Genomic DNA, 23,447 nt, shown 5'->3' with positions numbered 1-23,447 from the left:
ACATGACTTGGATTGGAGTCGCGCTGTTCAACGACCTGCCTTGCAGCGGATTGGTTGAAAGTGCCCTACCCCGTGCTCGTCTTAGCGGGCGCAGCAACAAGTTCCAAGCCTAAATATGGGCTTGCGGCATCAGATTTCAACCGCGGAGACGACCCGCGACAGTCCGGCCAGATCCTGCGCCACCGCCGCGCGAAGTCCCGTGCCCGCGACCATCGCCGCCACCGCCTCGGCCTGGGTGGACCCGATCTCGATCACCGCGATCCCGCCGGGGTACAAAAGGCGCGGCAACTCGGGCACGATCCGGCGGTAATCGTCCAGTCCGTCGCTGCCGGCGAACAGCGCCTCGGCCGGTTCATGCTCGCGCACCTCGGGTGGAAGCGCCTCCTGCGTCCCGATATAGGGCGGATTCGTCAGGATCAGTTCGAATCGGCCGTCGATCCCGTCGGTCCAGTCGCCGGTGCGAAGCTCCGCACGATCGCCCATGCCCAGCGCCGCGGCATTGCGCCGCGCATAGGCCAGCGCCGCTACGGACGCATCGACGCCCAGTCCCGTCGCACCCGGCCACTGATCCAGCGCGGCCAGCAGCAACGTGCCGGGTCCGGTCCCCAGATCCAGGATCCGCCGCGGCGCACGGTCGCCGAAATGCGCGACCGCTACCTCGATCAGCGTCTCGCTGTCCGCCCGCGGCACCAGCACGCCGGGGCCGACCATCAACTCGATCGTCCAGAAGGCGCGCCTGCCCGTCAGATAGGCGACGGGCTCATGCCGGAACCGCCGCTCGACCAGTTCCGCAAAGCCGTCCGGCACCGGATCCCCGAGCCGCCCGAGAATCATCGCCTCGCGGCCGATCCCCAGCGCATGGGCCATCAGCAGTTCCGCATCCAGCCGCGCCGTCGGGCTGACAACCGCCAACGCCCGCGCCGCCTCGGCAATAGAGGTTCGAACCGAAGTCATCCCCCCACCCCTCTCCTCCCCAAGAGCCTACGGCTCCGGGGGAGGGAGACCGCGATGCGCAGCATCGTGGTGGAGGGGGCCGCAACAGACGTGGTGGACCCCCTCCACCAGCCTGCGGCTGGTCCCCCTCCCCCGGATGCGCAGCATCCGGGGGAGGAAAGGGACACAACGCCACCCAGACAAGCACGCCGCCCACCCCCAACCGTCACCCCGGCCGCAGTGCCGGGGTCCACCGGCAGGCTCATCCCGGACCCGCGGACGTTCGAAACGGTCGAATCCATCCCCCGGGCAAGCGACCCGCGCCCCTGTAGTCCGGGATGGAGGATGGGTAGACCCCGGCACTGCGGCCGGGGTGACGGTGCTTCTGAAGACCATTGGATTGGCCGGCGCCCCCGCCATGACAAACCCGCACCCCCGCAGCGGTCCGCGCCCGCCACGCCCTCACCCATCCAGCTGCGCCAGCCGATCCGCTTCGTCCTGCGCGATCAGGGCGCCGATCAGCTCGTCCATCTCGCCTTCCAGGATCTCGGGCAGGCGGTGCAGCGTCAGATTGATGCGGTGATCGGTCACGCGCCCTTGCGGGAAATTATAGGTGCGGATCCGCTCGGACCGGTCGCCCGATCCGACCATCGACGATCGCGCGCCGGCGCGCTCGGCGTGCAACCGCTCGCGCTCCTGCTCGTACAGGCGGGTGCGCAGCACCTTCATCGCCTTCGCCTTGTTCTTGTGCTGCGACTTCTCGTCCTGCTGGATCACGACCAGCCCCGAGGGGATATGGACGATGCGGACCGCCGAATCGGTGGTGTTGACCGACTGGCCGCCGGGCCCGGAAGATCGATAGATGTCGATGCGCAGGTCCTTGTCGTCGATCTTCACATCGACGTCCTCGGCCTCGGGCAGCACCGCGACGGTCGCGGCCGAGGTGTGGATGCGCCCGCCCGCCTCGGTCGCCGGCACGCGCTGGACGCGGTGGACGCCGCTTTCGAACTTCAGCCGGGCGAACACGCCCTGCCCCGTCACGCTCAGCACGACTTCCTTGAACCCGCCCGCTTCCGAATCGCTGGCAGAGATCAGCTCGGTGCGCCAGCCGCGCCGGTCGGCATAGCGCTGGTACATGCGCATCAGGTCGCCCGCGAACAGCGCGGCTTCGTCGCCGCCCACGCCGGCACGGATCTCCAGCATCGCCGCGCGCTCGTCGGCCGCGTCGCGCGGCAGCAGCGCCAGCGCCAGCCCGCGCTCGGCCGCGGCCAGCGCCGCGCCATTGGCGTGCAGCTCGTCGGCCGCCATCGACCGCAGCTCCTCGTCGGCATCCTGCGTCATGTGCTGCAGCGATTCGACCTCGGCGCGCAGGCGACGCACCTCGCCCGCGGCCTGCGCCACCGGCTCGAGTTCGGCGAATTCCTTCGACACCTGGACGAACCGTTCGCCGCTCAGGTCGCCGGTCGCCATCAGCGCCTGCAATTCGTCGCGCCGCGCCTCGATCGCGGCGATCCGGTCGGGTCGGATCAGCGTCATGACGCCTTCAGCGCCTCCGCCAGTCCGGCGAACGGCACCGCGGTCTGCACGCCGGATCCCAACTGCTTCACCGCCGCTTCGCCCCTGGCAAGCTCGTCGTCGCCGATGATGATCGCGAACCGCGCGCCCAGCGCATCGGCCTTCTGCAACCGCTTCTTCATGTTCCCGCGAAACGCCATGTCGGCGGCCAGGCCCGCGCGGCGCAGTTCGGCGAGGATCCCCATCGCGCGAAGATTGGCCGCATCGCCCATCGGCACGATCACCGCATCGATCGTCGCTGCCTGGGGCTCGGCCAGCAGCATCGCCAGCCGCTCGACGCCCGCCGCCCAGCCCACGCCCGGCGTCTCGGCTCCGCCCAGTGACCCGACCAGCCCGTCATAGCGGCCACCCGCCAGCACCGTGCCCTGCGCGCCCAGCCGGTCGGTGACGAACTCGAACGCGGTATGGCGATAATAATCGAGCCCGCGCACCAACCGCGAATTGCGCGTCCACGCGACCCCGGCCGCATCGAGCCCGTCCGTCACCGCCTTGAAGAAGGCGGCGGCCTCCTGCGTCAGGAAGGCATCGATGTCCGGCGCGCTGTCCGCGATCGGGCGATCGCGCGGATCCTTGCTGTCGAGGATGCGCAGCGGATTCTTCTCCAGCCGCGTCAGGCTGTCCTCGGACAGCGCGTCGCGGTGCGCCTCGAAATGCGCGACCAGCGCGGCGCGCCATGCCTCGCGCGTCTCGGCATCGCCCAGCGTGTTGAGCTGCAGCGTCACGCCGTCGGAAATGCCCAGCTCGCGCAGCAGCTGGTCGGCCAGCACCAGCAGTTCGACATCGGCGGCCGGCTCGGGCGCGCCCAGGATCTCGGCGTCGATCTGGTGGAACTGGCGATAGCGGCCCTTTTGCGGGCGCTCGTACCGGAACACCGGCCCCGACGTGACCAGCTTCAGCGGCGCGTGCTGCTGCCACCCTTCGGTGATGTAGGCGCGAGCGATACCCGCGGTGAATTCGGGGCGCAGCGTGATCGAATCGCCGCCGCGGTCCTCGAAACTGTACATCTCCTTCGACACGACGTCCGACGTCTCGCCCATCGAGCGGGCAAAGACGTTGGTCGCCTCGAAGATCGGAATGTCGACCCGCTGGAAGCAATAGAGTTTGCGGACATGGTCGAACCGGTCGAGCACCGTCGCGAAGCGGCGCTGCTCGTCTCCGAAGATGTCCTGGGTGCCGCGGATGCGGTTGGGCGTTTCGATGCGTGCCATTAGGCGCGCGCTCTTAGTGGAGCGCGACGCGAAGCGCCAGATTCGTCTTCACGCCCGATCCTTCCTCACCCGACCAGCCGCGGCGCCAGGATCGCCATCAACGCCTCGCATCCCGCCGCATCGCCTGCATCGAACCGCGACGGCGACGGGCTGTCGAGGTCGAGCACGCCGATCAGCGCGCCCTGATGGACGATCGGCACGACCAGCTCGGACCGGCTCGCCGCATCGCAGGCGATATGGCCGGGAAAGGCATGGACGTCGTCGACCAGCTGCGTCTCGCGCGTCGCCGCGGCCGCGCCGCACACGCCGCGATCGAACGGGATGCGGATGCACGCCGCCTTGCCCTGGAACGGGCCCAGCACCAGCTCGTCGCCGATATTGCGATAGAATCCGGCCCAGTTCAGGTCGGGCAGATATTGCCAGATCAGCGCGGAGACGTTCGCCATGTTGGCGATCGCATCGCTTTCGTCCGCAGTCAGCGAATCGAGCGCGGCGGCAAGTTCGCGGTAGAGATCGGACTTGGAGTCGGCGGCGATGGCGAAATCATACATGCCGCCCATGTAGCGACGCCGCGTGCCGAGCGGGAGGGGTCAGTCGACCAGTTTCATCAGCCTGCGCTCGACCGGCGCCAGCACCGGGCCCAGTTCGTGCCCACGCTTCAGCACCGCGCCATGTTCGCCGACCAGCGCCCACATGCCCTGGCGGTTGCGCAGCGCCGGGCGCTTCTCGATCCGGAATTCGGGCCGTTCGGCCGCACGGCGAAACGCGGCGAACACCGCCGCCTCGTCGTCGAACTGGATCGCATAGTCGCGCCAGTGGCCGGCGGCGACCATCCGGCCGTACAGGTCGAGGATGCGGGTCAGCTCCAGCCGATCGAAGCCGACCTGTCCCGGCCGGCCGATCGGGAGCGGGGTTACGGTCCCCATCTAGCGGGCCGTCTTATGCCGAATCACGCTTCCCCCGGGCGCCGGGCCGCGCCTCGCGCTCTTCCAGGACCTCGTCCAGTCGCTTGCGCATCGCCTCCAGCTCGCACCGCATGATCTCCAGCTTCTGCGTCGCCGGATCGAACATCTCGCTGCACGGCGTACCATAGGGCACGAAATCCTTCTGCCACTTCTCGGCCTCGACCAGCGTCGCCTTGGCCGGGATGCCCACCATCACCGCGCCCTCGGGCACGTCCTTGGTGACGACCGCATTGGCGCCGATTCGCGCGCGCGGCGCCACCGTGATCGGGCCCAGCACCTGCGCGCCCGACCCGATGATCACGCCGTCCTGGATCGTCGGGTGGCGCTTGCCCGCCACGCCATTGTCGGGGCTCGTCCCGCCCAGCGTCACGCATTGATAGATGGTGACGTTGTCGCCGATCGTGGCGGTCTCCCCGATCACGACGAATCCATGGTCGATGAAGAAGTTCTTCCCGATCGTGGCGCCGGGATGGATGTCGATCGCGGTCGTGAAGCGTGACCAGTGATTGACGACGCGCGCCAGGAAGAACAGCCGGTTGCAAAACAGCGCATGCGCGATGCGATGATAGCCGACCGCCCAGACGCCCGGGTACAGAAGGATTTCCGCACGGGACCGCGGCGCGGGATCGCGCGCCTTGATGGAATCGAGATACGTCACCAGACGACGGAACATGGCCGGTCCCCTTTATCGCCGTCACATAATAGCGAAACCGGCGAAATTCCAGAACGCCTCACCGATGCTTGTCGCGTCTAAACACGATGTATCTTGTGGGAATAAGCCGCGACCGGCATTTCCGTCGTCCGGCCGCTTGCGAAAAGGGATATGATTTGGACGGACTGGACCTTTCGGCGCTCCCGCTTTTCATCCTGGTCGGCTTCGGTGCCCAGATGGTGGACGGGGCGTTGGGCATGGCCTTCGGCGTCATTTCGAACACCTTGCTGCTCAGCCTGGGCGTGCCGCCGGCGGCGGCTTCGGCCAGCGTGCACATGGTCGAGACGTTCACGACCGCGGCATCGGGGATCAGCCATGCGGTCCACCGCAACGTGAACTGGAAACTGTTCCTGCGGATCGCGATCCCGGGAATGCTCGGCGGCGCGCTCGGTGCCTATGTCCTGTCGAACATCGACGGAAACGTCGCGAAGCCGTTCATCCTGGCCTATCTGATCGCGATCGGCCTGTATCTGCTGTGGCGCAGCAGGCACTATCCGCCCAAGGAACGCTCGCCCAAGATCGTCGAACCGCTCGGTCTGGCCGGCGGATTCCTCGATGCGGCGGGCGGGGGCGGCTGGGGTCCGGTCGTCACCAGCAACCTGCTGGTCCAGGGCGCCAGCCCGCGCACCACGATCGGAACGGTCAACACCGCAGAATTCTTCGTCACATCGACGATTTCGGCCACCTTCATCACGCATCTCGGCTGGGAAGCCTTCACTACGGCGACGGTCGGCCTGCTGGCAGGCGGCCTGATCGCGGCCCCGTTCGGGGCGATCCTCGCCAAGCGTATCGAGCCCAAGCTGCTGATGCTGCTCGTCGGCATCGTCCTGACTGCCACGAGCCTCTTCGGACTCTACCGCATACTCGCCTGAAACCCGCGACACGCCTTCCAGCACCGTCCTGCCCACCGGCAGGGCGGTGTTTCGCGTTGCGCCGTGTCGGAATTCAGTCGGTCGATCAAATCCCGGCCATTGATCGCCTCACTCGATCAATCTATATGGAACGTCCAATTTCCGCATTGCGGCATGAAACCCTATATGCGGTGCAACACCAACCCAGACCGGAGAAATTCCCGCATGGCTCTCATCGGAAGCACCATCAAGCCGTTCACCGCGACCGCCTTCAAGGAAGGCAAGTTCGTCCAGGTCACCGACGCGGACACGAAGGGCAAGTGGGCGGTGTTCTTCTTCTACCCGGCCGACTTCACCTTCGTCTGCCCGACGGAGCTCGAGGATCTCGCCGACGTCTATCCGACGCTGCAGAACATGGGCGTCGAGGTGTATTCGGTCTCGACCGACACGCATTTCAGCCACAAGGCATGGCACGACACCTCGCCGGCGATCGGCAAGATCAACTATTACATGCTGGGCGACCAGAACCACACGCTGGCGACGAACTTCGACGTCCTGCGTGAGGGTCAGGGCCTGGCCGATCGCGGCACCTTCGTCGTCGATCCGGACGGCGTGATCCAGCTGGTCGAGATCACTTCGGAAGGCGTCGGCCGCAACGCCCAGGAGCTGCTGCGCAAGATCAAGGCAGCCCAGTATGTTGCAGCGCACCCGGGCGAAGTCTGCCCCGCCAAGTGGGAAGAGGGTGAAGAGACCCTGGCCCCCTCGCTCGACCTCGTCGGCAAGATCTAACCTACCCAGCCCCCTTGGGTAACGACGCGGCCCGGGGTGGATTTCCCTCCGCCCCGGGCCGTTTTGTATCTGAATTCCAGGAGTTTCCACCGTGCTCGACGCAAATCTGACGCAGCAGCTGAAGGCCTATCTCGTGAACATCCGCGAGCCGATCGAGCTCGTCGCCTCGCTGGGCGACGACGCGAAGTCGCGGGAGATGGAAACCCTGCTGAACGAAATCGCCGCGCTCAGCGACAAGGTCGCGGTCGTCCGCGCCGACGATGACGCGCGCAAGCCCAGCTTCATGATCCGCCGGGTCGGCACCGATATCGGCGTCCGCTTCGCCGGCCTGCCGATGGGCCATGAATTCACCTCGCTGGTCCTCGCCCTGCTCCAGGTCGGCGGCCACCCGTCCAAGGCGGCGCAGGACCTGCTCGACCAGATCCGCGGGATCGAGGGCGACTATGAATTCGAGACCTATTTCTCGCTGTCGTGCCAGAACTGCCCCGATGTGGTGCAGGCGCTGAACCTGATGGCGGTGCTCAACCCCGGCATCACCCACACCGCGATCGACGGCGCCCTGTTCAAGGACGAGGTCGAGGCGCGCAAGGTGATGGCGGTGCCGACCGTGTACCTGAACGGCGAGCCCTTCGCCTCGGGCCGGATGGAGCTCGAGCAGATCGTCGCGAAGATCGACAGCGGCGCCGAGGCCAGGGCGGCCGCGAAGATCGGTGCCAAGGACCCGTTCGACGTGCTCGTCGTCGGTGGCGGCCCCGCCGGTGCGGCCTCGGCCATCTATGCCGCGCGCAAGGGCATCCGCGTCGGCGTCGCCGCGGAGCGCTTCGGCGGCCAGGTGCTCGACACGATGGGCATCGAGAATTTCATCTCGGTTCCCTACACCGAAGGCCCCAAGCTCGCCGCGCAGCTGGAAAGCCATGTGAACGACAATGGCGTCGACATCATGAACCTCCAGCGCGCCGAGAAGCTGATCCCGGCCCGCGTTCCCGGCGGCCTGCACGAGGTGAAGCTGGCCAACGGTGCCAGCCTTAAGGCGAAGACGATCATCCTGTCGACCGGCGCCCGCTGGCGCCAGATGGGCGTGCCCGGCGAGGACCAGTATCGCAACAAGGGCGTCGCCTATTGCCCGCACTGCGACGGCCCGCTGTTCAAGGGCAAGCGCGTCGCGGTGATCGGCGGCGGCAATTCGGGCGTCGAGGCGGCGATCGATCTCGCCGGGCTGGTCGCGCATGTCACGCTGATCGAATATGATTCCGACCTGCGCGCCGACGCGGTGCTCCAGCGCAAGCTGGCCAGCCTGCCGAACGTCAAGATCATCACCTCGGCGCTGACCACCGAAGTGCGCGGCGACGGCGAGAAGGTCTCGGGCCTGGTCTACAAGGACCGCAATTCGGGCGAGCATCACGACGTCGCGCTCGAAGGCATCTTCGTCCAGATCGGGCTGGTGCCGAATACCGAGTGGCTCAAGGACGCGATCGCCCTCACCCCGCGCGGCGAGATCGAGATCGACGCGCGCGGCGAGACGTCGCAGCCCGGCATCTTCGCCGCCGGCGACGCGACGACCGTTCCGTACAAGCAGATCGTCGTGGCGATGGGCGCTGGCTCGACCGCCGCGCTGTCCGCCTTCGACTATCTCATCCGACTGCCGGCCGAGGAACTGGTCGAGGCAGCCGCCTGATCCCACCGCCCCGTTCGGGCCCGGCCGCGACGGGCCCGGTCCGAACGGGGGAGGGCGGGCTCGCTCTTGAGGCTGGGGTGACGTCATCGCCTTCGTCACTATATTGGCGCCATTCCATCGACAGGAGCGATCAGTGGCGCAGACCTATCTCCCGACGCTGAAACAGCTTCAATATCTCGTCGCGCTCCATGATTCGGGCCATTTCGGCCGCGCCGCCGAAGCCTGTTTCGTCACCCAGTCGACGCTGTCCGCGGGCATTCGCGAACTCGAGACGCTGATCGGCGTCGTCCTGGTCGAGCGCACCCGGCGCGTCGTGCGCTTCACCCCGCTGGGCGAGCGCATCGTCGAGAAGGCGCGCCGCGTCCTGCGCGAGGCCGACGAGCTGGGCGATCTCGCCCGCGCCGCCGGACGACCGCTGTCGGGCGAGATGCGGATGAGCGTCATCCCGACGATCGCCCCCTTCCTGCTGCCGCGCATCCTCCCCCGGCTGCGCCGCGACTATCCCGACCTCAAGCTGTTCCTGCGCGAGGAGACCAGCGGCCAGGCCTGCGAATCGCTCAACCATGGCCGCACCGACTGCGTGCTGCTCGCCCTGCCCTATGCCTGCGGCGACGTTGAGGCGGCGCCGTTGTTCGACGATGCGCTGTTCGTCGCCTTTCCCCGCGGCGAGATCGCCCCCGCCCCGCCGCAGATCCGGCCCGAGGACATCGACGCGACCCGGCTGCTGATGCTCGAGGACGGCCATTGCCTCAAGGACCACGCGCTGGCCGCGTGCAACCGCCCCGAACTGCGCGCCGAGGCAACGATGCTCGGCACCTCGCTCCACACGATGGTGCAGATGGTCGACAACGGCCTGGGCGTCACCATGCTGCCCCAGATGGCGATCGACGCCGGCATCCTCGACCATACCGATGTCGAGGCACGCCCGCTCGACGCCGCCAATGCCGCGCGCACGATCGCGCTGGTGTGGCGCAAGGCGAGTCCGCGCGAGAAGGATTTCCGCCTGCTCGCCGACGTGCTCGCGGTCACTGGCTGAAGATATATCTTGGCGTAGGAAGCTTCCTACGCCCGAGTCACGTCCAGCGCTCCGCCGCATCGGCATCGGCGGCGCGCGCCTCGACCCATCGAGCGCCTTCCCCGCGCGTCTCGCGCTTCCAGAACGGGGCATCGGTCTTCAGCCGGTCGATCAGATACGCGCAGCTCTCCAGCGCCTCGCGCCGATGCGCCGCGGCGGTGGCGATGAAGACGATATGGTCGCCCGGCACCATCGCCCCCACCCGGTGGACGATCGTCACCGCCAGCAGGTTCCAGCGGGTGAAGGCCTCCTCCGCCATGCCGATCAGCGCCGCCTCGGTCATGCCGGGATAATGTTCGAGGACCAGTTCGGTCACCCCGTCATCCGCGCGGACCGATCCGGTGAAGCTGGCGATGCCGCCCGCCCCTTTCGCCTCCGCCCCTGCGATCTCGGTCGCCAGGTCGATCGGCGCAGGCTGGACCGAGACGCGGATCATCCGCCCGTAACCGGCGGAAAGATCGCGACTTCCTTCGCATCGCCCAACTCGGCATCGAGCGGCACGAAGCGCTGGTCGATCGCCGCGCGCAGCTTGGCGGGGTCGCGGAACGCCTCGGCATGGCCGGGGCTCCGCTTCGCGAGCCAGTCGATCAGGTCGGCGACGGTGACCACCGCCCCGGGCGGGTCCACCGCCTCCTGCCCCGTGCCGATTTGCTCGCGCACCCAGGCGAAATAGAGCAGGTCCATCAGCTGTCCATGTGCTTTAGGCCGACGCGCAGATAGTCCCAGCCGGTGATCGCGGTCAGCGCGGCGGCGACCCACAGGAAGACCAGACCGGCAGGATGCACCCAGTCCCACTCCGGCATGGCCGGCGCGAAGATCAGCAGACCGAGCGCGCAGAGCTGGAAGGTGGTCTTCCACTTGGCCAGCCGCGAGACGGGGATCGAGACCTGGATGCCGCCCAGGAACTCGCGCAGGCCCGACACCGCGATCTCGCGCACCAGGATCACCAGCGCGGCGATGACGTGGAGGTCGGGGATGACGCCCTTGGCGCACAGCAGCAGGATCACCGCAGCCACCATGATCTTGTCCGCGATCGGGTCGAGGAACACGCCCAGCTTCGACACCGTACCCTGCGCGCGGGCGAGATAGCCGTCGAAATAATCGGTGATGCCCATCAGGCAGTAGATCGCGAAGGCGATCGCATAGCCGGCCTGCCATTGCGGCCACCACAGGAACGCCGCAAGCAGCGGCACCGTAACGATCCGCGAAAGCGTCAGGATGTTGGGCAGGGTCAGCATCGAGTCCATCTAGTCTTTTCGTCGCCCTTGCGAAAGCGCTGCGGTGCCGATCGTGGTTCCGCCGCCGCGCGATCGCCCCGACGCAGCCGACGCCCGAGATTTACCGCATTGCTGCCGCTTGCCCGCCTCGGCTATGCCCTGCCCTCCTTGCCATTGCCTGGGGGCACGAATCCCGCATGATCACTTCGGTCGGCCTGCTCAGGGAGCGGCGGTTCCTGCCCCTGTTCGTCACTCAGTTCCTGGGGGCGTTCAACGACAATCTCTTCAAGAACGCGATGGTCTTCTTCGCGACCTATGAAATCTTCAATAGCGCCGAACAGGAAACGCAGTTCAGCGCGATCGCGACCGGCATCTTCATCCTGCCCTTCTTCCTGTTCTCGGCGCTGGCCGGCCAGCTTGCCGACAGTTTCGACAAGGCGCGCATCATGCGCATCATCAAGGCGGCGGAGGTGCTGATCATGCTGGTGGGGGCGACCGGCATCTTCCTGTCCAACCTGCCGCTGATGCTGGTCGCGCTGGTCGGCATGGGGGTCCACTCGACCTTTTTCGGGCCGATCAAATACGCCATCATACCGCAGCACATGCAGTCGCACGAGGTGCTGGGCGGCACCGGCCTGGTCGAGGCGGGCACCTATATCGCCATCCTGTGCGGCACCATCGCGGGCGGCGTGCTCGACCCGCATATGGCCGCCTTCGCGGTGGTGGGCGTGGCGATGATCGGCTGGCTGGCCTCGCTCAACATCCCGCCGGCGCCGCCGCTCATCACGCTGAAGATCGACTACAACATCTTCCGCGCCTCCTATCGCCTGATCTCGGCGACCATGCACATCCGCCGCCTGTTCCTGGCGATCATGGCGATCAGCGTGTTCTGGACGATCGCGGCGGTGCTCGCGGTGCTGTTCCCGCCGCTGGTGAAGAACGTCTTCCACGCCCAGAAGGACGTGGCCAGCGTGTTCCTGGGGATCTTCTCGATCGGAATCGCGATCGGCTCGGTGATCATCAACCGGCTGTTGAAGGGCAATGTCTCGGCGCGCTACTCGCCGATCTCGGTCCTCGCCATGTCGGTATTCGTGCTGGACTTCTACTGGACCGCCAGCGGCTGGGGCGCGCCCGGCGGCCCGCTGCAGACGCATCTGGCGGCCAACGGCCTTCCGCCGATCGCCGCGCTGGGTGAAGGCGACCTGCTCAAGACCATGGAACTGCTCGAGGTCGCGGGCGCCTGGCGCGTGCTGTTCGACCTGGGGATGATCGCGATCACCGGCGGCATGTTCGTCGTTCCGCTCTATGCCTTCCTGACCACCACGGTCGACAAGTCGCAGACCTCGCGCACCGTTGCCGCCAACAATATCGTGAACTCGGCCTTCATGGTGGCCGGGTCGGTCGGAATCGTCGGCGTGACCAAGGCGGGCGTCAGCGTCAGCAACGCGATCCTGGTCGTCCTGGTCCTGTGCTTCGCCTCGGCCTTTGCCGCATGGCGGCTCTACAAGGCCGAGAAGATCCCGCACGGCGAGGAGCATCTGCCGGGCGAGGAAGGCGCCTGAGGCGCGCCCTTCAGAGCAGGAAGGTCGCGAAGCAGATGAAGAAGGCGGCGAAGCTCACCAGGAACAGCCTCGCGTCGCTGTCATCGAGGCGCCTGCGCTCGGCCGCCCGCACCTGACGGAGCGTGCGGCGGATCGGATGACCGCGGGTCGTCGAATCCCGAAGGCGCAGATGCTGCATGGCGGGGAGTTAACGCCCCGTTTACGATTTCGACCAGCGGAATCGCGGTTAACGCCGACGCGTCGATGCCAGCGCCTACCGCAGGTCAGGCCTTGGGCGCGGGTCCGGTCGATGCGCGCTTCTTGAGCACATGGTCGAGCGTGAGCTGACGATGCTTCCCGTCCCCGTCGAGCAGCAGGTTCGCCGCGGACCAGGCGAGATCGCGCACCGGCTGATGGACGGTGGTCAGCGGCGGCCAGACCGCGCGCGCCAGGTCGGTATCGTCGAACCCCGCGATCGACAGCGCGTCGGGCACGACGATGTCGCGCTCATGCGCCACCGCGAGCGCGCCGGCCGCCATATCGTCATTGCCGGCGAAGATCGCCGTCGGCGGATCGGTGCGCGCAAGCAGCGACTCCGCCGCCTTGCGTCCCGAGGCGAAGCTGTAATCGCCCTGCACCACCAGGTCGGGATCATAGGCCACGCCATGCGCATCGAGCGCGTCGCGATAGCCCTGGTGCCGCTCCTCCGACGAGATATGGTTGGGCGGCCCCTTCACGAAGGCGATCGCGCGGTGGCCGAGACCGATCAGATATTCGGTCAGTTCCCGCCCCGCCGCCACGTCGTCGATCGCCACCGACAAGGTGGACCCGCGGGCGATGCCGGGGGCAATCCGCACGAAGGGGATCTTGCGCCGCTCCAGCTCCTCGATCAGCGGCATCGCGTCGCTGACCGGGGGCGAGATGATAACGCCGTCGAGATGCGCCTCGTCGATCAGCGCGGTCACCCCCTGGGTCAGGTCCTCTGCCTCGCTGTCGCACGGCTGGTGGAGCAGGCGGAAGCCGAGCTCGACGCAGCGTTCCTGTGCGCCCGCCTGGATGTGATAGACATAATAAGGACTGGGATTGTCGTAGAGCAATGCGACCTGGAACGACTTGCGGCCGGCCAGGGTGCGTGCGGCATGGCTGGGCCGGAAGTTGAGCGTCGCAACCGCTTCTTCGACCTTGCGTCGTGTCGCCTCGCTGACATGCTTCTCGTTGTTGAGCACGCGGCTGACCGTCTTGAAGGAGACGCCGGCGATCTTCGACACTTCCTTGATCGTGGGACGGCCGCTCATCTTTTCTCCTGCCGCGGAACGGTGCCTGTTTCGCGTTGTCTCGCGGGTATATGGACGCGGCCGCACCACCCGCGCAAGTGTGCGCGGTTTAACGTTGTCAGGGGGCGCCCGGCCGCCCCTTGTACGGGTGAGCCGGGCCGGGCAGAGTCGTCGGGTTCCATCAGCAAGGACAAGGCCTTGGCCTGGATCGACAGCACCCCCGATGCGCGGCCGCCGGCCACCCGGCGCGAGGCGTTGCTGCGCCAGGCGTGCGACGCGGCGCCGCGGGACTCGCGACTTCGCCTCGCACTGGCGGAGGCGCTGTTCGATCTCGGCCGGTTCGACGAGGCGATCGGAGCCGCGGAACTGGCCCTGGCAGCGGAGGGGGATCGCTTCGCCGGCTGGCCGGTGCTGGCGACCGCCATGCTGCGCGCTCGCGGGGCGGACGCGGTACTGGATCTGTGCGATCACCGATGGGCGGCACCGGGCGATAGCCGCTGGCACCTCGTGCGCGGCCGCGCGCTCCACCGGCTGGGCCGGGGCGGTGAGGCGCGCAGCGACTTCGCCCGCGCCGTCGCGATCGGCGATTCCGGCTTCGCCGCGCTGCGCGCGCTGCTCGAATCGTTGGCGGCCGATCGCGAGGCGGAGCATCTGCTGCGCTATTGCGAGGCGCCGCTCCCCCATCTGCAGGGCAATGCGGCGATCCGCGGCTACCATGCGCTGGCGCTCAGCCTGCTCGGACGCGGCGAGGATGCAAACCGGCTGGTCGATCTCGACGCCATGACCAGCCGCGTCCCGTTCGAGCCCCCGGCCGAGTTCGGCGGGATCGACGCGTTCAACGCGACCCTCGCCGCCGACATCCTGCGCGACCGGCCCGGCCAATCGCGCCAGACCGATGTCGACGCGAACTATGCGATGCGCATCCGGCACAGCCCGGCGCTCGACGCCCTCCGCGCCTTCATCCGCACCGCGTTGCGCAGCTATGCCGATCGCCTGCCCTCGCTCGGCCTGCCCCCCGCCCCCGAACAGGCAAGGATCGGCTGCGGCACCGTCGTCCTGCGCCGCCAGGGGCGCAACGGCCAGCATCTCCATGCCAAGGCCTGCCTGACCAGCGTCTATCATGTCGTGGTGCCGCAACCCGGTTCCGGGCATCCGCACGCCGGTGCGCTGGCGATGGGCGTATGCGACGAAATCGCGCCAGGCCACCGCGCAAGCTGGGGGGAACGCCATCTGGCGGCAGCGCCGGGCTGGCTCACCATTTTCCCGGCGCATATCTTTCATGACGTGGTGGCGACGGGATCGACCGACGCGCGCATCACCGTGGTTGCGGACCTGGATCCGCTGGCCTGACGATCCCGGTCGCGCGGTTCGTTGCCCCCGATCCGAAAGCGACTGCCGGCTCAGCCGTCATCCCCCGAACCAGGCGGCACCGCTCAAGGCCAGCATGATGAAGACAACGATGGCACCCGCGAAATAGAAGAGGGCGTCGTTCGTATCGATCGGAGGATAGACACCCACCTCTTCGAGTGGCGAACACCCCCGCCCGAGGATCGCCGATCGTCCAGCGTCCCCTTGGTCGCGACCATAGACCGCCAATTTCCGCCGGCGGAAAAGCCCGGTCGCGCTCAAGATGGCTCCTGCGAGAAACAGGATCCCGCCCCCGGCGAGAAACAGCACCTCAGAGACGAGCCAGCGCGCGTTGATGCTATCGCCCAAAATCGTTCCGGACAGAAAGTCCTCGACGGCAACGCCGATCGCCACCAGCGACACGCCGGACGCCATGAGGATTGAACCACCACGTATCATGATCTGGCGCCCCGCGACCTTTTTTTAGGGTTACCAACTTGTGACACCCCCATCGCGGAGGCAGCGACGAAGGGCCATAACATTTGCACGAGATGGCTGCCGACGAGTGCCCAGTTTGGGGAAACCGGGTTCGACCCCATGCGGGGCGCTGGCGAATGCCGCGATCGATCCGCTCTGCCGCGCTTGGCTAGACCTGCCGAAAGAAGAACATGGCGGTCGCGCCCAGCGCCAGGACAATCGCGCCGATGATCCCGACGGTAACCGAAAGGATCTCATAGCCAGGTTCCTGGCCTCTCGCCTTTGGCGTCGGCGTCAACGACGCCGGTTCGATCAGCGAGCGATAACTCTCTCCGCGGTCACCGGCGGGCGTCGGCGCGCGACGCCGTCCACGCATCGTCCTGACGCCAACTACGGTCATGACGATCCCCGCGAAGAACAGGATGGCGCCGCTCGCGGCGATGAGCCGGTCCACGACCCGCCATCCGGAAGTATCGTTCACCATCGGGAAAATCGGTTGATGGAGCGACGGCGAAACCACGGTCCCGATCACTGCCAATGACACCCCGGAAATCATCAGGGTAATGCCGGATTTGGTCACGACTCGACCACCTGGGAAACACTCATTCTCACTCCTGGATTGGCGATCCGGCGGGCGCACCTCGCCGGCTGCGTGGGATCAACCAATAGACCATCGCTTGGTTGCCCCATCGCTTGCCGAAGCCATCGTCAAGCTCAGCCAGCGCCGGCGCGCGATGATGCCCGATGGCACCCCGCGCGTCGTCGACTTCGTGATCGACCTCGAACGGAAATACGACTGATGGCCGCCCAGGACATTCCCGATTTCCGCGTGATCGTCGGCGGCGAGGACGTCTCGTCCGGGGTGCGACCGCGGCTGAAGAGCCTGCGCATCTCGGAGAAGCGCGGCGGCGAGGCCGACCAGCTCGACCTGGTGCTCGACGACAGCGACGGCGCCATGGCCCTGCCGAGGAAGGGCATGATGGTCCAGGTGCGGCTCGGGTGGAAACAGGGGCGCTACGCCTCGCTCGGCCTGGTCGACAAGGGATCGTTCAAGATCGACGAGGTCGAATGGAATGACGGCGAGATCTCGCTGCGCGGCCGATCGGCCGATCAGACCAGCAATTTCCGCATCCGTAAGGAGCGCAGCTGGCGCGCCACCACCCTGGGCGCTATCGTCGGCGAGATCGCGGCCGGCAACGGATGGGAGGCCCGCGTCGCGCCCGAGCTGGCGGCGATCGCCGTGCCGGTCCTGGCACAGCAACAGCAATCCGACATGGCCCTGCTTCGCAAGCTCGGCCGCGATCATGACGCAGTCGCGACCGTCAAACAGGGCGCGCTGATTTTCACGCCGATCGGCAAGGGCACGACCGCTGGCGGCACGACCTTGGCCGGCCTCACCATCCGGCGAAGCGACGGCGGCCGCGCCCGCTACCGCGAGATCGACCGCGGCGTCGAGGCGCGCTGGCACGATCGCGGATCCGGGACGCGCAAGACCGTGAAAGCCGGCACGGCGGCGGGAAAGCCCAAGCGTCTGCGCCGCGTCTATCGCAGCGAGGCCGACGCCCGCGCGGCTGCCAATGCCAAGACCGGGCGCACCCGGCGCGGCGCGGCCGAATGCGAGGTCCAGTTGGCCTACGGCCGGCCCGACCTCTATCCCGAGCGTGCCGTAACCCTGCAGGGATTCAAGCCCGAGATCGACGGCAAAGGGTGGATCGCCGCCGAGATCAACCATGAACTGGACAAGCGCGGCTTACGCAATTCGGTCAAGCTGGAGGCAGATGGGCCCCGTAAAATCTGAACTGCAGTCGTGGTATCGACTGAACTCGCACCGGAACGCGCGGAGATCCTGAGCCGCTTCGCGTGCCGGGCCTTAAACGAGAAACCGCACCCCCCTCCCGAATATCGGGGTTAGCTGGTCGATGATAAACTCTCTGGTCAATTCCCTTTTTATGTAGACCTGCCAGAGGGTTTCGACACCAGCAAATCCGCTTACAGTAGGACTGCCGATCCAGGAGACACCCATCAGCTCCTTGTAGATCCATGGTTCGTTCGTCGATGGGATGAAAATGTCCGTAAGACCGCTGACGCCATCAGAATCGGATTGCTTCTCTACCATCGTCGCTGCTCCCGTTGATCATCGACAGTTACTATAGCGGAGAAAGGTTCCCCCCCCGCTACCAACACGCCGATAAAGAAGATCCGGATCGGAGCACTAGAGCCAAACCTCACTCTCCGGATTCGCGCTGTGCGAAACTCGATGCCGTGGGGCGCATTCCGGTAAGCGTTGCGCAATCACGCTGACGCCTTTTTCCGGCCGAAGTTTGAGCAGAGCCTAAGAAGTTGACAGACATTGCCTTGAGAGGGCACGCGCGCCGCCAGGCTGGACGACCGAGTTTATGAACGAAGCAGATTTCAAAATTGCGATCCTTGCATGGATCAGAGACGCATCACCGGTGGACTCTCTGCCGGTGATCGCGCTGGAATTTTCGCTTCTCGGGACCAACATTCGGGCGGATCTAGCGGCTCTTTCCGAAGATGGCTTCGTGGGGGTAGAGATCAAATCTGCTGGCGACACCCTGCGCAGACTACCCTCGCAAATGGCCGGCTACGCGCGTTGTTTCGATCACTCGATCGTCGTGGCAGCACCGCGTCATATGAGAAACCTTCGCCCGCTTGATCTCTGTGGCGCATCGGCTTGGTCTTTGCACGAGGACGGCACTCGGATCCGACATGTCGAAGGTGTTGCTCATGATCTGAAACCTGCTGATTTCCTCCGCTTGATGACACAGGAAGATCGAAGCCGAGAGATGCGAGCGGCGGAACGACTCACGGGTCGGCATGGCGTCGAGCCATTGCCGCTCGACGACGCACGGGCGGCCTTCGAGCGCGCTTTCCGTAGACGATATGCCGAGCCAAGTTCAGAGTTCTGGGCAGCTGTGAGGGATCGTCGTATCGGGCGCGACGACCTGCGACTTCTCAGCCGGTTTTTCCCCGATCGTCAAAGAGCCCAAGATCAAGATCGAGCAAGGAGCGATTTCTGGGCTGACTGGAATCGCCGTATTGGGCTCGAACTTGCCCGGGCTGGTTAAGCTGGTGCGCTTTCAATCTTCCCAATCATCCTCTGTGTCGTAGAGGCCGATCGGGTCGCCGAACCAGGCTTGGCGGTGTAAATGCAGGTTGATCCGAGCAGCCGTAGATCGCGCCGGAGTTTTGATAGCTGACGAGTCGCCGGCTGCAGTTCGCTCGATCATTTGTGTCCCCCAAATGCGAAGCAGTGGGTCGAAGATGGCCGCATTGGAGACGAGCAAGAGAGCCTGCTCTCGGTAGCCTTGAAACCCGGTCAGATCACTGCGGAAGAATTTCCATTGCCCGACTAAGGGATAATCTATTCGCGGCGCTGGCATCCCGCCGCCGCCCCGCTGCCGCTCGAAGCGAGCACTCCCGCGATCGCTGTAGATCAGCCCCCCCCCCCCAGTGTGGGGCAGCACGGCATTGAAAAGGGTGCGTTCATAAATTTCTTGGTCGGTCTTGTTCCGGAAATCGGCTGGAAATGACGAGGCGGAGATCGAAACGGCTGAAAGAGGGCAGGCATCCCAGATCAGGTCGCAAAAGCCCCGAACGAAGGCAGCTCGTTCGAGCGGATCCGTATAACCCCGGCCAAGATCGATGACAAAGCAGACGTCCGCGCCCGCCTGGGTATGTGCGCGCACCGCTTGCGCGATTGCCGAAAGCCCGCTCAGAGCCTCCCGCTCAACAATGACGACGACGCCCCTGCCTAGCGCGTAGAACCGTTGGAGCTGTGCGATTAGGTGAGCGGGATCACGCAGCTGCAACGCCGGTATGAAATTCTCGGTCTCGTTGATGAAATTGCACCAATTTCGGTATCCATCGTCAGACACCCGCAGCCGATCCAGCTCCTGATGAACCGGCCTCAATTTGTCGACGACTTCTGGATCACTAACAGCGACCACGACCGGGCGGTCGCCATAGGCCTCCCGAAGTCTTTGAAGACCGCTCGCTAGAATCTGAGCGCTCATCCACGCGCGAAGATGCACAATCGGAAGAATTCGGTTTTTCGTAGAGTCCGGAAGTTCCTCCAGCGCCCGCATTTCGGCGGGACGAAGCGATAGCACTGGCATGTACGGAACGAGCCCAAACTGTCGTAGCGCCATCATTCACCCCCGAGTTTGATGGTCATAGCGGCATCAGACACCCCAAAACGCTCGGCTAGCGAAGCGCTCAGATCTGAGACATCACTCGCCCTCAGTTCGTCGGCCGCCGCGCGGACTTTTGCGGTCGGCATAACCAAATCTGCAGCTAGACGATTTGCTTCAGCTTCAATCCGGCTAGATTTATTGGACCTGTAGAGTGCGTCATCAGTTATACCGGATCCGATCTGATCTTTGTGCAAAAGGAAATGAGCGAGCTCGTGTGCAACGGTGAAACGTTGACGCCGTGGGGAGTCATGACGGTTTACGCGAATGATATATCCACCGTCAGGATTGGGCCGAATTTCGCCGGATACGCCCGGCCCAAGCGTCGCAGCTTTGACAGGCACGCCAAACTCGCGCGCGATCGCACCCAAGTTCACCGGCACTGACGATTGATGGGCGGTAATGATAGCTCTCTGCTCGTCGCTGAGCTGCTGCCATTGCCAGCTATCTTTGATCCGGCTCACTCATCTTCTCCGCTCGGCCTAGCGGCCTCTCTCGCGTCTATGAACTCTCGATCCTGCTCGTCGAGTTCATCGTCATCCCCGTCCCGGCCGGATAAAATCTCGTCTTCGCGGCGCTTGAGAACCTCGTCGCCCTTGCTCTCCAGATAACTAGCTGTCGCGCTGTCTGCTCGAGCTTCAATCGTACGAAGCCCCACCGTGTCCATGTACTTTGCAGCAGCTTCGTCAGCGCGACGCTCAATCATCTGCTGCAGTTCGCGATATCCGTAAACTGCGGCTACAGCCATTATGATCGCGAAGAGCGTGATCAAGATGGTAACGGTGGCTAACATCACGGCTGCTAGATCGGTGTACGTAATATTTGTCGTTACCCATTGCGACTTTCCAAGCGCAAGTACGACGAACGCGCCGATCACGGCCCCAACCATTGCGCCGGTAACCCACAACGGGTTCGGTGGTGATGCTTGCGGCCTGTTGTTGTCAGCGCTCATATTCTCCGGTCCCTAATCAAATCGCCCGCTAAGGTTCCTCACTGCAGAGTGCAGCCACAGAGGGTATGCTCGGGACTGAACTGTTTCAACCTTGTCGACGCCCGCGACCACCCTGCCATTCCCTTGCTCCCGTCACGAACCAAAGAGGGCCACGGTGCCGAGGATGATGATTGTCACCGCCACCAACCCCATGATCATTTGGAACACCCCATGACGGTCGTCGCCGAGATCTCGATCGACGACGATCTCGTCCGCGACAATCGCACTGCGATCCGGCTCGCTGGCGGCAGCGGTGCTGGCATCTGACGGCTGCTCGACCTGCAGAAGGGGACCCTCCGTCGGCAAGCGCTCTACGATACTTCCTGCAGCAACAAACATCGTTCCCATCAGGCACAGGACCGCGCCGCTTGCGAAAATGAGCATCTGCGTCTGCAGCCGGCCGATATTCACGATGCGGTCACCCGCCAACGCATCAACCGACGGGTCGAAGATGAAACTGAAGAAGGCGAGCAGAAAGCCCACCGCAATCAGCACCCAACCGCCCTCTTTCATCGCGACACCGCCATGATCGGATCAGTCTGACCGCTCACTGCAGCGCGCAGTCGCTTAACACCGGGATGCTCATCATCTCATCCACCGACTCGCACAGGACCTTGACTGCCTGCCCCTTGTTCAGGCTCGCGGCCGCATCCATCGCGTCGCCCTTCAGATTGGCCTGGGCGTTGATGAAATTGCCCGTCTCGAGCTGCAGGACGATTTGATCCCCGAACGTTTTGTCCACGCTCGCAATCGTGCCGTCGACCAACAGCCGTTGGTCGGCAAACCGCTTTGCCGCAGCTGCCTCATTCTTCTCGTAGGCGGCAGCCAGTTCCTTCGCGGTGATCTTGATCGGCTCCGGCCCCGCGGCGGCCGCCGGCGCTGCGCCGTTCCCCGTCGCGACGGCCGCCCTGTCCCCGCCCCCGCCGACGAGGAAGGGGATGAGTATCAAGACGAACAAACCGATGGCGCCCCAAATGATCACGCGGCGAAGGCCGCCACCCGTCTTCGCGCTCGTCTTGCCACCCTTCAGCAGCTTCGCTTTCTGCGCTTCGAATTCGTTTTCGTTCAACACGCCGCTCGCGCGCAGATCGGCATGGCGCTGCAATTCTTCGCTGATATGATCTGACATTGATGCCCCCTCAGCCGGCCCCCGCCGGCTCATTCCATTGTGGATCTAAAATTTTCAGCGAGGTTCGACCTTCTCCGTCCGGAACTCAGCTTTCCGGTCGTGGAGGGTCGGCCGATCCGGCCGATAGTGTTTTGGGACCTGCGCGGGGCCCCTCCCCTCCTTGGGCCCCGACATAGCCCGGGCGACCTGGAGCAAGGCCATCTGATCGACGCTAGATAATGCGCGGTAGATCGCGACAAGATCGCGTTCGTCGGAGGTCAGAGGGGCCTCATCAGGCTGAGCCGAGGTCGGGTCGCTGGTCTCCCCTGCCAGCCAGGCCGGTGTGGTTTCCAGTTCCCGCGCGATCTTATGCAAATGCGCGGAAGATCTCGACCTCCCGGAGATCAGGGCCGCAACCGTACCCTGGGTAATACCCACGCGGCGGGCCAGCTCGGATTGGTTGATCCCAAGCTCTTTTAAGCGCTGCCTTACCCTGTCACCCGTTATCGCCATCAGCATGGTCTAACGAAATGCCAATAGGAGGGTATTGCAATTTATCTTTATCTCGGCTAAAGATATTCCAATATATGCTATCATGGAATTCGAACACCGCCTCGAACCACCCACCCGCGAGGCGCTGCATCGCGGTCGGCCTTCGCGTGCCTGATCGGCCACAGCCAGACATCCGTCTATAAATGGCTGCGCGACGAAAAATCCTTGCTGGTTGATTTGGTCCCGGCCGCCGCGGTCTGCCGTCCCTAATCAACATGATGCGCTACCCGGCCGCGCCGAACCGCTGCAGGCGTTTTTCGTATGCACGATCGCCCGGCCAGACTCGGTAGTCGATATTTCGTTCCACCCCGAACGGCACCAATGGTCGCCCGGCTCGACCTCGATCGACCTCAACCCGCACGGCCGCGCCCAGACAAAGAAATCTCGCCCCGTCCTCCCACTGCTCAAGGAGTGGCTGCGCGCCGCGCGGGCGGAATTCCAGGCCCTGCCACTCCCGATGCGCGCGAATCGCGGATGGATGATCAACTACCAGGATCGGCCGATCCAGTCGGTCGACCGCGCTTCGGAAACGATGCTGATCGAGCTGGATTCCCGTCACGCGCGAATGGAAACCGTACATCCTGCGTCACTCCCCTCGCCGCCATGTGCCGGCGGCGCGGCGCTCCGACGTGAGAAGTCCAAGGCTACATGGACCACCATCCAGGCGACACCGCAGAAACCTACGTCGCGGGAGAAAAATTCCCGAGCACCCCCGATGTCTTGAATGAGATTATCGCGGAGATCGAGACCGCTGCTCCGGGTGCCCTCCACCGGAGGAACACCGGAGCCGGCCTATCCGCCTCCTCTGGGGAGGGTCAAAAAATGACTGGATAGACCGGCACTTAAGTGGTGGGCGCGGCTGGGATTGAACCAGCGACCCCTGCGGTGTGAACACAGTGCTCTACCACTGAGCTACGCGCCCATTGGCCTTTTGGGCCGAAAC

At 65.2% G+C, this 23,447-nt stretch carries 29 protein-coding genes and 1 tRNA gene; 9 read left to right on the top strand and 21 right to left on the bottom strand.

Annotated elements, in window-relative coordinates; all coding sequences use genetic code 11:
* Positions 1 to 129: 129 nt before the first annotated feature.
* The 6 genes from prmC to epsC all read right to left on the bottom strand — a co-directional run bounded on the left by prmC (position 130) and on the right by epsC (position 5,354).
* Complete coding sequence (gene prmC / locus TPR58_RS17935) at positions 130 to 954, bottom strand: peptide chain release factor N(5)-glutamine methyltransferase (RefSeq protein ID WP_346248109.1); 825 nt, start codon at positions 952 to 954, stop codon at positions 130 to 132.
* Positions 955 to 1,395: 441 nt separating this feature from the next.
* Complete coding sequence (gene prfA / locus TPR58_RS17930; protein WP_346248108.1) at positions 1,396 to 2,469, bottom strand: peptide chain release factor 1; 1,074 nt, start codon at positions 2,467 to 2,469, stop codon at positions 1,396 to 1,398.
* The gene (gene hisS / locus TPR58_RS17925) at positions 2,466 to 3,716 is read right to left on the bottom strand and encodes a histidine--tRNA ligase (protein WP_346248106.1); all 1,251 of its coding nucleotides are present in this window, start codon (positions 3,714 to 3,716) and stop codon (positions 2,466 to 2,468) included. Before hisS ends, prfA begins: the two co-directional genes overlap by 4 nt.
* Positions 3,717 to 3,781: 65 nt before the next feature.
* The gene (locus TPR58_RS17920) at positions 3,782 to 4,267 is read right to left on the bottom strand and encodes a GAF domain-containing protein (protein WP_346248104.1); all 486 of its coding nucleotides are present in this window, start codon (positions 4,265 to 4,267) and stop codon (positions 3,782 to 3,784) included.
* 39 nt (positions 4,268 to 4,306) lie between these two features.
* Positions 4,307 to 4,642, bottom strand: a complete 336-nt coding sequence (locus tag TPR58_RS17915; protein ID WP_346248103.1) for a DUF2794 domain-containing protein — start codon at positions 4,640 to 4,642, stop codon at positions 4,307 to 4,309.
* 13 nt (positions 4,643 to 4,655) lie between these two features.
* Positions 4,656 to 5,354, bottom strand: coding sequence for a serine O-acetyltransferase EpsC (gene epsC / locus TPR58_RS17910; RefSeq protein ID WP_346248102.1), 699 nt, complete (start codon positions 5,352 to 5,354; stop codon positions 4,656 to 4,658).
* Positions 5,355 to 5,509: 155 nt separating this feature from the next.
* Between epsC and TPR58_RS17905 the strand changes: the two genes are divergently transcribed.
* The 4 genes from TPR58_RS17905 (at position 5,510) to TPR58_RS17890 (ending at position 9,744) form a co-directional block, all read left to right on the top strand.
* Entirely contained in the window at positions 5,510 to 6,265 is a 756-nt protein-coding gene (locus tag TPR58_RS17905) for a sulfite exporter TauE/SafE family protein (protein ID WP_346248101.1), read from the top strand.
* Positions 6,266 to 6,469: 204 nt separating this feature from the next.
* Positions 6,470 to 7,033, top strand: a complete 564-nt coding sequence (ahpC, locus tag TPR58_RS17900) for an alkyl hydroperoxide reductase subunit C (RefSeq protein ID WP_346248100.1) — start codon at positions 6,470 to 6,472, stop codon at positions 7,031 to 7,033.
* A 91-nt stretch (positions 7,034 to 7,124) separates the two neighbouring features.
* Complete coding sequence (ahpF, locus tag TPR58_RS17895; protein ID WP_346248099.1) at positions 7,125 to 8,708, top strand: alkyl hydroperoxide reductase subunit F; 1,584 nt, start codon at positions 7,125 to 7,127, stop codon at positions 8,706 to 8,708.
* 133 nt (positions 8,709 to 8,841) lie between these two features.
* Positions 8,842 to 9,744, top strand: coding sequence for a hydrogen peroxide-inducible genes activator (locus TPR58_RS17890; RefSeq protein WP_346248098.1), 903 nt, complete (start codon positions 8,842 to 8,844; stop codon positions 9,742 to 9,744).
* A gap of 37 nt (positions 9,745 to 9,781) precedes the next feature.
* Here the strand turns inward: TPR58_RS17890 and TPR58_RS17885 are convergent, their stop codons facing one another.
* The 3 genes from TPR58_RS17885 to pgsA are packed head-to-tail and all read right to left on the bottom strand — an operon-like array spanning position 9,782 to position 11,021.
* Positions 9,782 to 10,219 (bottom strand): molybdenum cofactor biosynthesis protein MoaE, encoded by a 438-nt coding sequence (locus TPR58_RS17885; protein ID WP_346248097.1) that lies wholly within the window; start codon positions 10,217 to 10,219, stop codon positions 9,782 to 9,784.
* Positions 10,216 to 10,467, bottom strand: a complete 252-nt coding sequence (gene moaD / locus TPR58_RS17880; protein WP_346248096.1) for a molybdopterin converting factor subunit 1 — start codon at positions 10,465 to 10,467, stop codon at positions 10,216 to 10,218. Before moaD ends, TPR58_RS17885 begins: the two co-directional genes overlap by 4 nt.
* Positions 10,467 to 11,021 carry a CDP-diacylglycerol--glycerol-3-phosphate 3-phosphatidyltransferase gene (gene pgsA, locus TPR58_RS17875; RefSeq protein ID WP_346248118.1) on the bottom strand — a complete coding sequence of 185 codons (555 nt, stop codon included), beginning with the start codon at positions 11,019 to 11,021 and terminating at the stop codon, positions 10,467 to 10,469. The genes moaD and pgsA overlap by 1 nt, the downstream gene beginning before the upstream one ends.
* A 176-nt stretch (positions 11,022 to 11,197) precedes the next feature.
* On the opposite strand from pgsA, the gene TPR58_RS17870 reads away from it, so the two are divergent.
* Complete coding sequence (locus tag TPR58_RS17870; RefSeq protein WP_346248095.1) at positions 11,198 to 12,562, top strand: MFS transporter; 1,365 nt, start codon at positions 11,198 to 11,200, stop codon at positions 12,560 to 12,562.
* Positions 12,563 to 12,572: 10 nt separating this feature from the next.
* Here TPR58_RS17870 and TPR58_RS17865 read toward each other — a convergent pair whose 3' ends face one another.
* Together TPR58_RS17865 and TPR58_RS17860 are read right to left on the bottom strand one after the other, a co-directional pair.
* On the bottom strand, positions 12,573 to 12,740 hold the full coding sequence (locus tag TPR58_RS17865) for a hypothetical protein (protein WP_346248094.1): 168 nt from the start codon (positions 12,738 to 12,740) through the stop codon (positions 12,573 to 12,575).
* An 85-nt stretch (positions 12,741 to 12,825) separates the two neighbouring features.
* Positions 12,826 to 13,836, bottom strand: coding sequence for a LacI family DNA-binding transcriptional regulator (locus tag TPR58_RS17860; protein ID WP_346248093.1), 1,011 nt, complete (start codon positions 13,834 to 13,836; stop codon positions 12,826 to 12,828).
* Between the two features lie 177 nt (positions 13,837 to 14,013).
* On the opposite strand from TPR58_RS17860, the gene TPR58_RS17855 reads away from it, so the two are divergent.
* On the top strand, positions 14,014 to 15,165 hold the full coding sequence (locus tag TPR58_RS17855) for a putative 2OG-Fe(II) oxygenase (RefSeq protein ID WP_346248092.1): 1,152 nt from the start codon (positions 14,014 to 14,016) through the stop codon (positions 15,163 to 15,165).
* 57 nt (positions 15,166 to 15,222) lie between these two features.
* Here the strand turns inward: TPR58_RS17855 and TPR58_RS17850 are convergent, their stop codons facing one another.
* Together TPR58_RS17850 and TPR58_RS17845 are read right to left on the bottom strand one after the other, a co-directional pair.
* Positions 15,223 to 15,621 (bottom strand): hypothetical protein, encoded by a 399-nt coding sequence (locus TPR58_RS17850; RefSeq protein WP_346248091.1) that lies wholly within the window; start codon positions 15,619 to 15,621, stop codon positions 15,223 to 15,225.
* A gap of 187 nt (positions 15,622 to 15,808) precedes the next feature.
* A complete protein-coding gene (locus TPR58_RS17845; RefSeq protein WP_346248090.1) occupies positions 15,809 to 16,219 on the bottom strand; it encodes a hypothetical protein in 411 nt (136 codons plus the stop codon).
* 97 nt (positions 16,220 to 16,316) lie between these two features.
* Between TPR58_RS17845 and TPR58_RS17840 the strand changes: the two genes are divergently transcribed.
* The 3 genes from TPR58_RS17840 to TPR58_RS17830 all read left to right on the top strand — a co-directional run bounded on the left by TPR58_RS17840 (position 16,317) and on the right by TPR58_RS17830 (position 18,728).
* Entirely contained in the window at positions 16,317 to 16,439 is a 123-nt protein-coding gene (locus tag TPR58_RS17840) for a hypothetical protein (protein ID WP_346248089.1), read from the top strand.
* Entirely contained in the window at positions 16,439 to 17,437 is a 999-nt protein-coding gene (locus TPR58_RS17835; protein WP_346248088.1) for a contractile injection system protein, VgrG/Pvc8 family, read from the top strand. The genes TPR58_RS17840 and TPR58_RS17835 overlap by 1 nt, the downstream gene beginning before the upstream one ends.
* Before the next feature lie 598 nt (positions 17,438 to 18,035).
* Positions 18,036 to 18,728 (top strand): hypothetical protein, encoded by a 693-nt coding sequence (locus TPR58_RS17830; protein WP_346248087.1) that lies wholly within the window; start codon positions 18,036 to 18,038, stop codon positions 18,726 to 18,728.
* A gap of 12 nt (positions 18,729 to 18,740) precedes the next feature.
* Here TPR58_RS17830 and TPR58_RS17825 read toward each other — a convergent pair whose 3' ends face one another.
* The 8 genes from TPR58_RS17825 to TPR58_RS17795 all read right to left on the bottom strand — a co-directional run bounded on the left by TPR58_RS17825 (position 18,741) and on the right by TPR58_RS17795 (position 23,426).
* Entirely contained in the window at positions 18,741 to 19,814 is a 1,074-nt protein-coding gene (locus TPR58_RS17825; protein WP_346248086.1) for a beta family protein, read from the bottom strand.
* Complete coding sequence (locus TPR58_RS17820) at positions 19,811 to 20,317, bottom strand: ImmA/IrrE family metallo-endopeptidase (RefSeq protein ID WP_346248085.1); 507 nt, start codon at positions 20,315 to 20,317, stop codon at positions 19,811 to 19,813. Before TPR58_RS17820 ends, TPR58_RS17825 begins: the two co-directional genes overlap by 4 nt.
* Entirely contained in the window at positions 20,314 to 20,805 is a 492-nt protein-coding gene (locus TPR58_RS17815; protein WP_346248084.1) for a hypothetical protein, read from the bottom strand. The genes TPR58_RS17820 and TPR58_RS17815 overlap by 4 nt, the downstream gene beginning before the upstream one ends.
* A 132-nt stretch (positions 20,806 to 20,937) precedes the next feature.
* The gene (locus TPR58_RS17810) at positions 20,938 to 21,357 is read right to left on the bottom strand and encodes a hypothetical protein (RefSeq protein ID WP_346248083.1); all 420 of its coding nucleotides are present in this window, start codon (positions 21,355 to 21,357) and stop codon (positions 20,938 to 20,940) included.
* A gap of 34 nt (positions 21,358 to 21,391) precedes the next feature.
* Entirely contained in the window at positions 21,392 to 21,973 is a 582-nt protein-coding gene (locus TPR58_RS17805) for an OB-fold protein (RefSeq protein WP_346248082.1), read from the bottom strand.
* Between the two features lie 54 nt (positions 21,974 to 22,027).
* Positions 22,028 to 22,465: a helix-turn-helix domain-containing protein gene (locus TPR58_RS22670; RefSeq protein ID WP_428835734.1), complete on the bottom strand. Its 438-nt coding sequence runs from the start codon at positions 22,463 to 22,465 to the stop codon at positions 22,028 to 22,030.
* Positions 22,466 to 22,727: 262 nt separating this feature from the next.
* Entirely contained in the window at positions 22,728 to 23,084 is a 357-nt protein-coding gene (locus TPR58_RS17800; protein WP_346248081.1) for a hypothetical protein, read from the bottom strand.
* Between the two features lie 267 nt (positions 23,085 to 23,351).
* Positions 23,352 to 23,426 (bottom strand) — tRNA-Val (locus TPR58_RS17795).
* Positions 23,427 to 23,447: the final 21 nt, after the last annotated feature.

This window comes from Sphingomonas rustica (assembly GCF_039652585.1).
Taxonomy (GTDB): domain Bacteria; phylum Pseudomonadota; class Alphaproteobacteria; order Sphingomonadales; family Sphingomonadaceae; genus Sphingomonas; species Sphingomonas rustica.
Note: the sequence above shows the minus strand (reverse complement) of the source record. Positions and strands in the feature narration are given on the sequence as shown.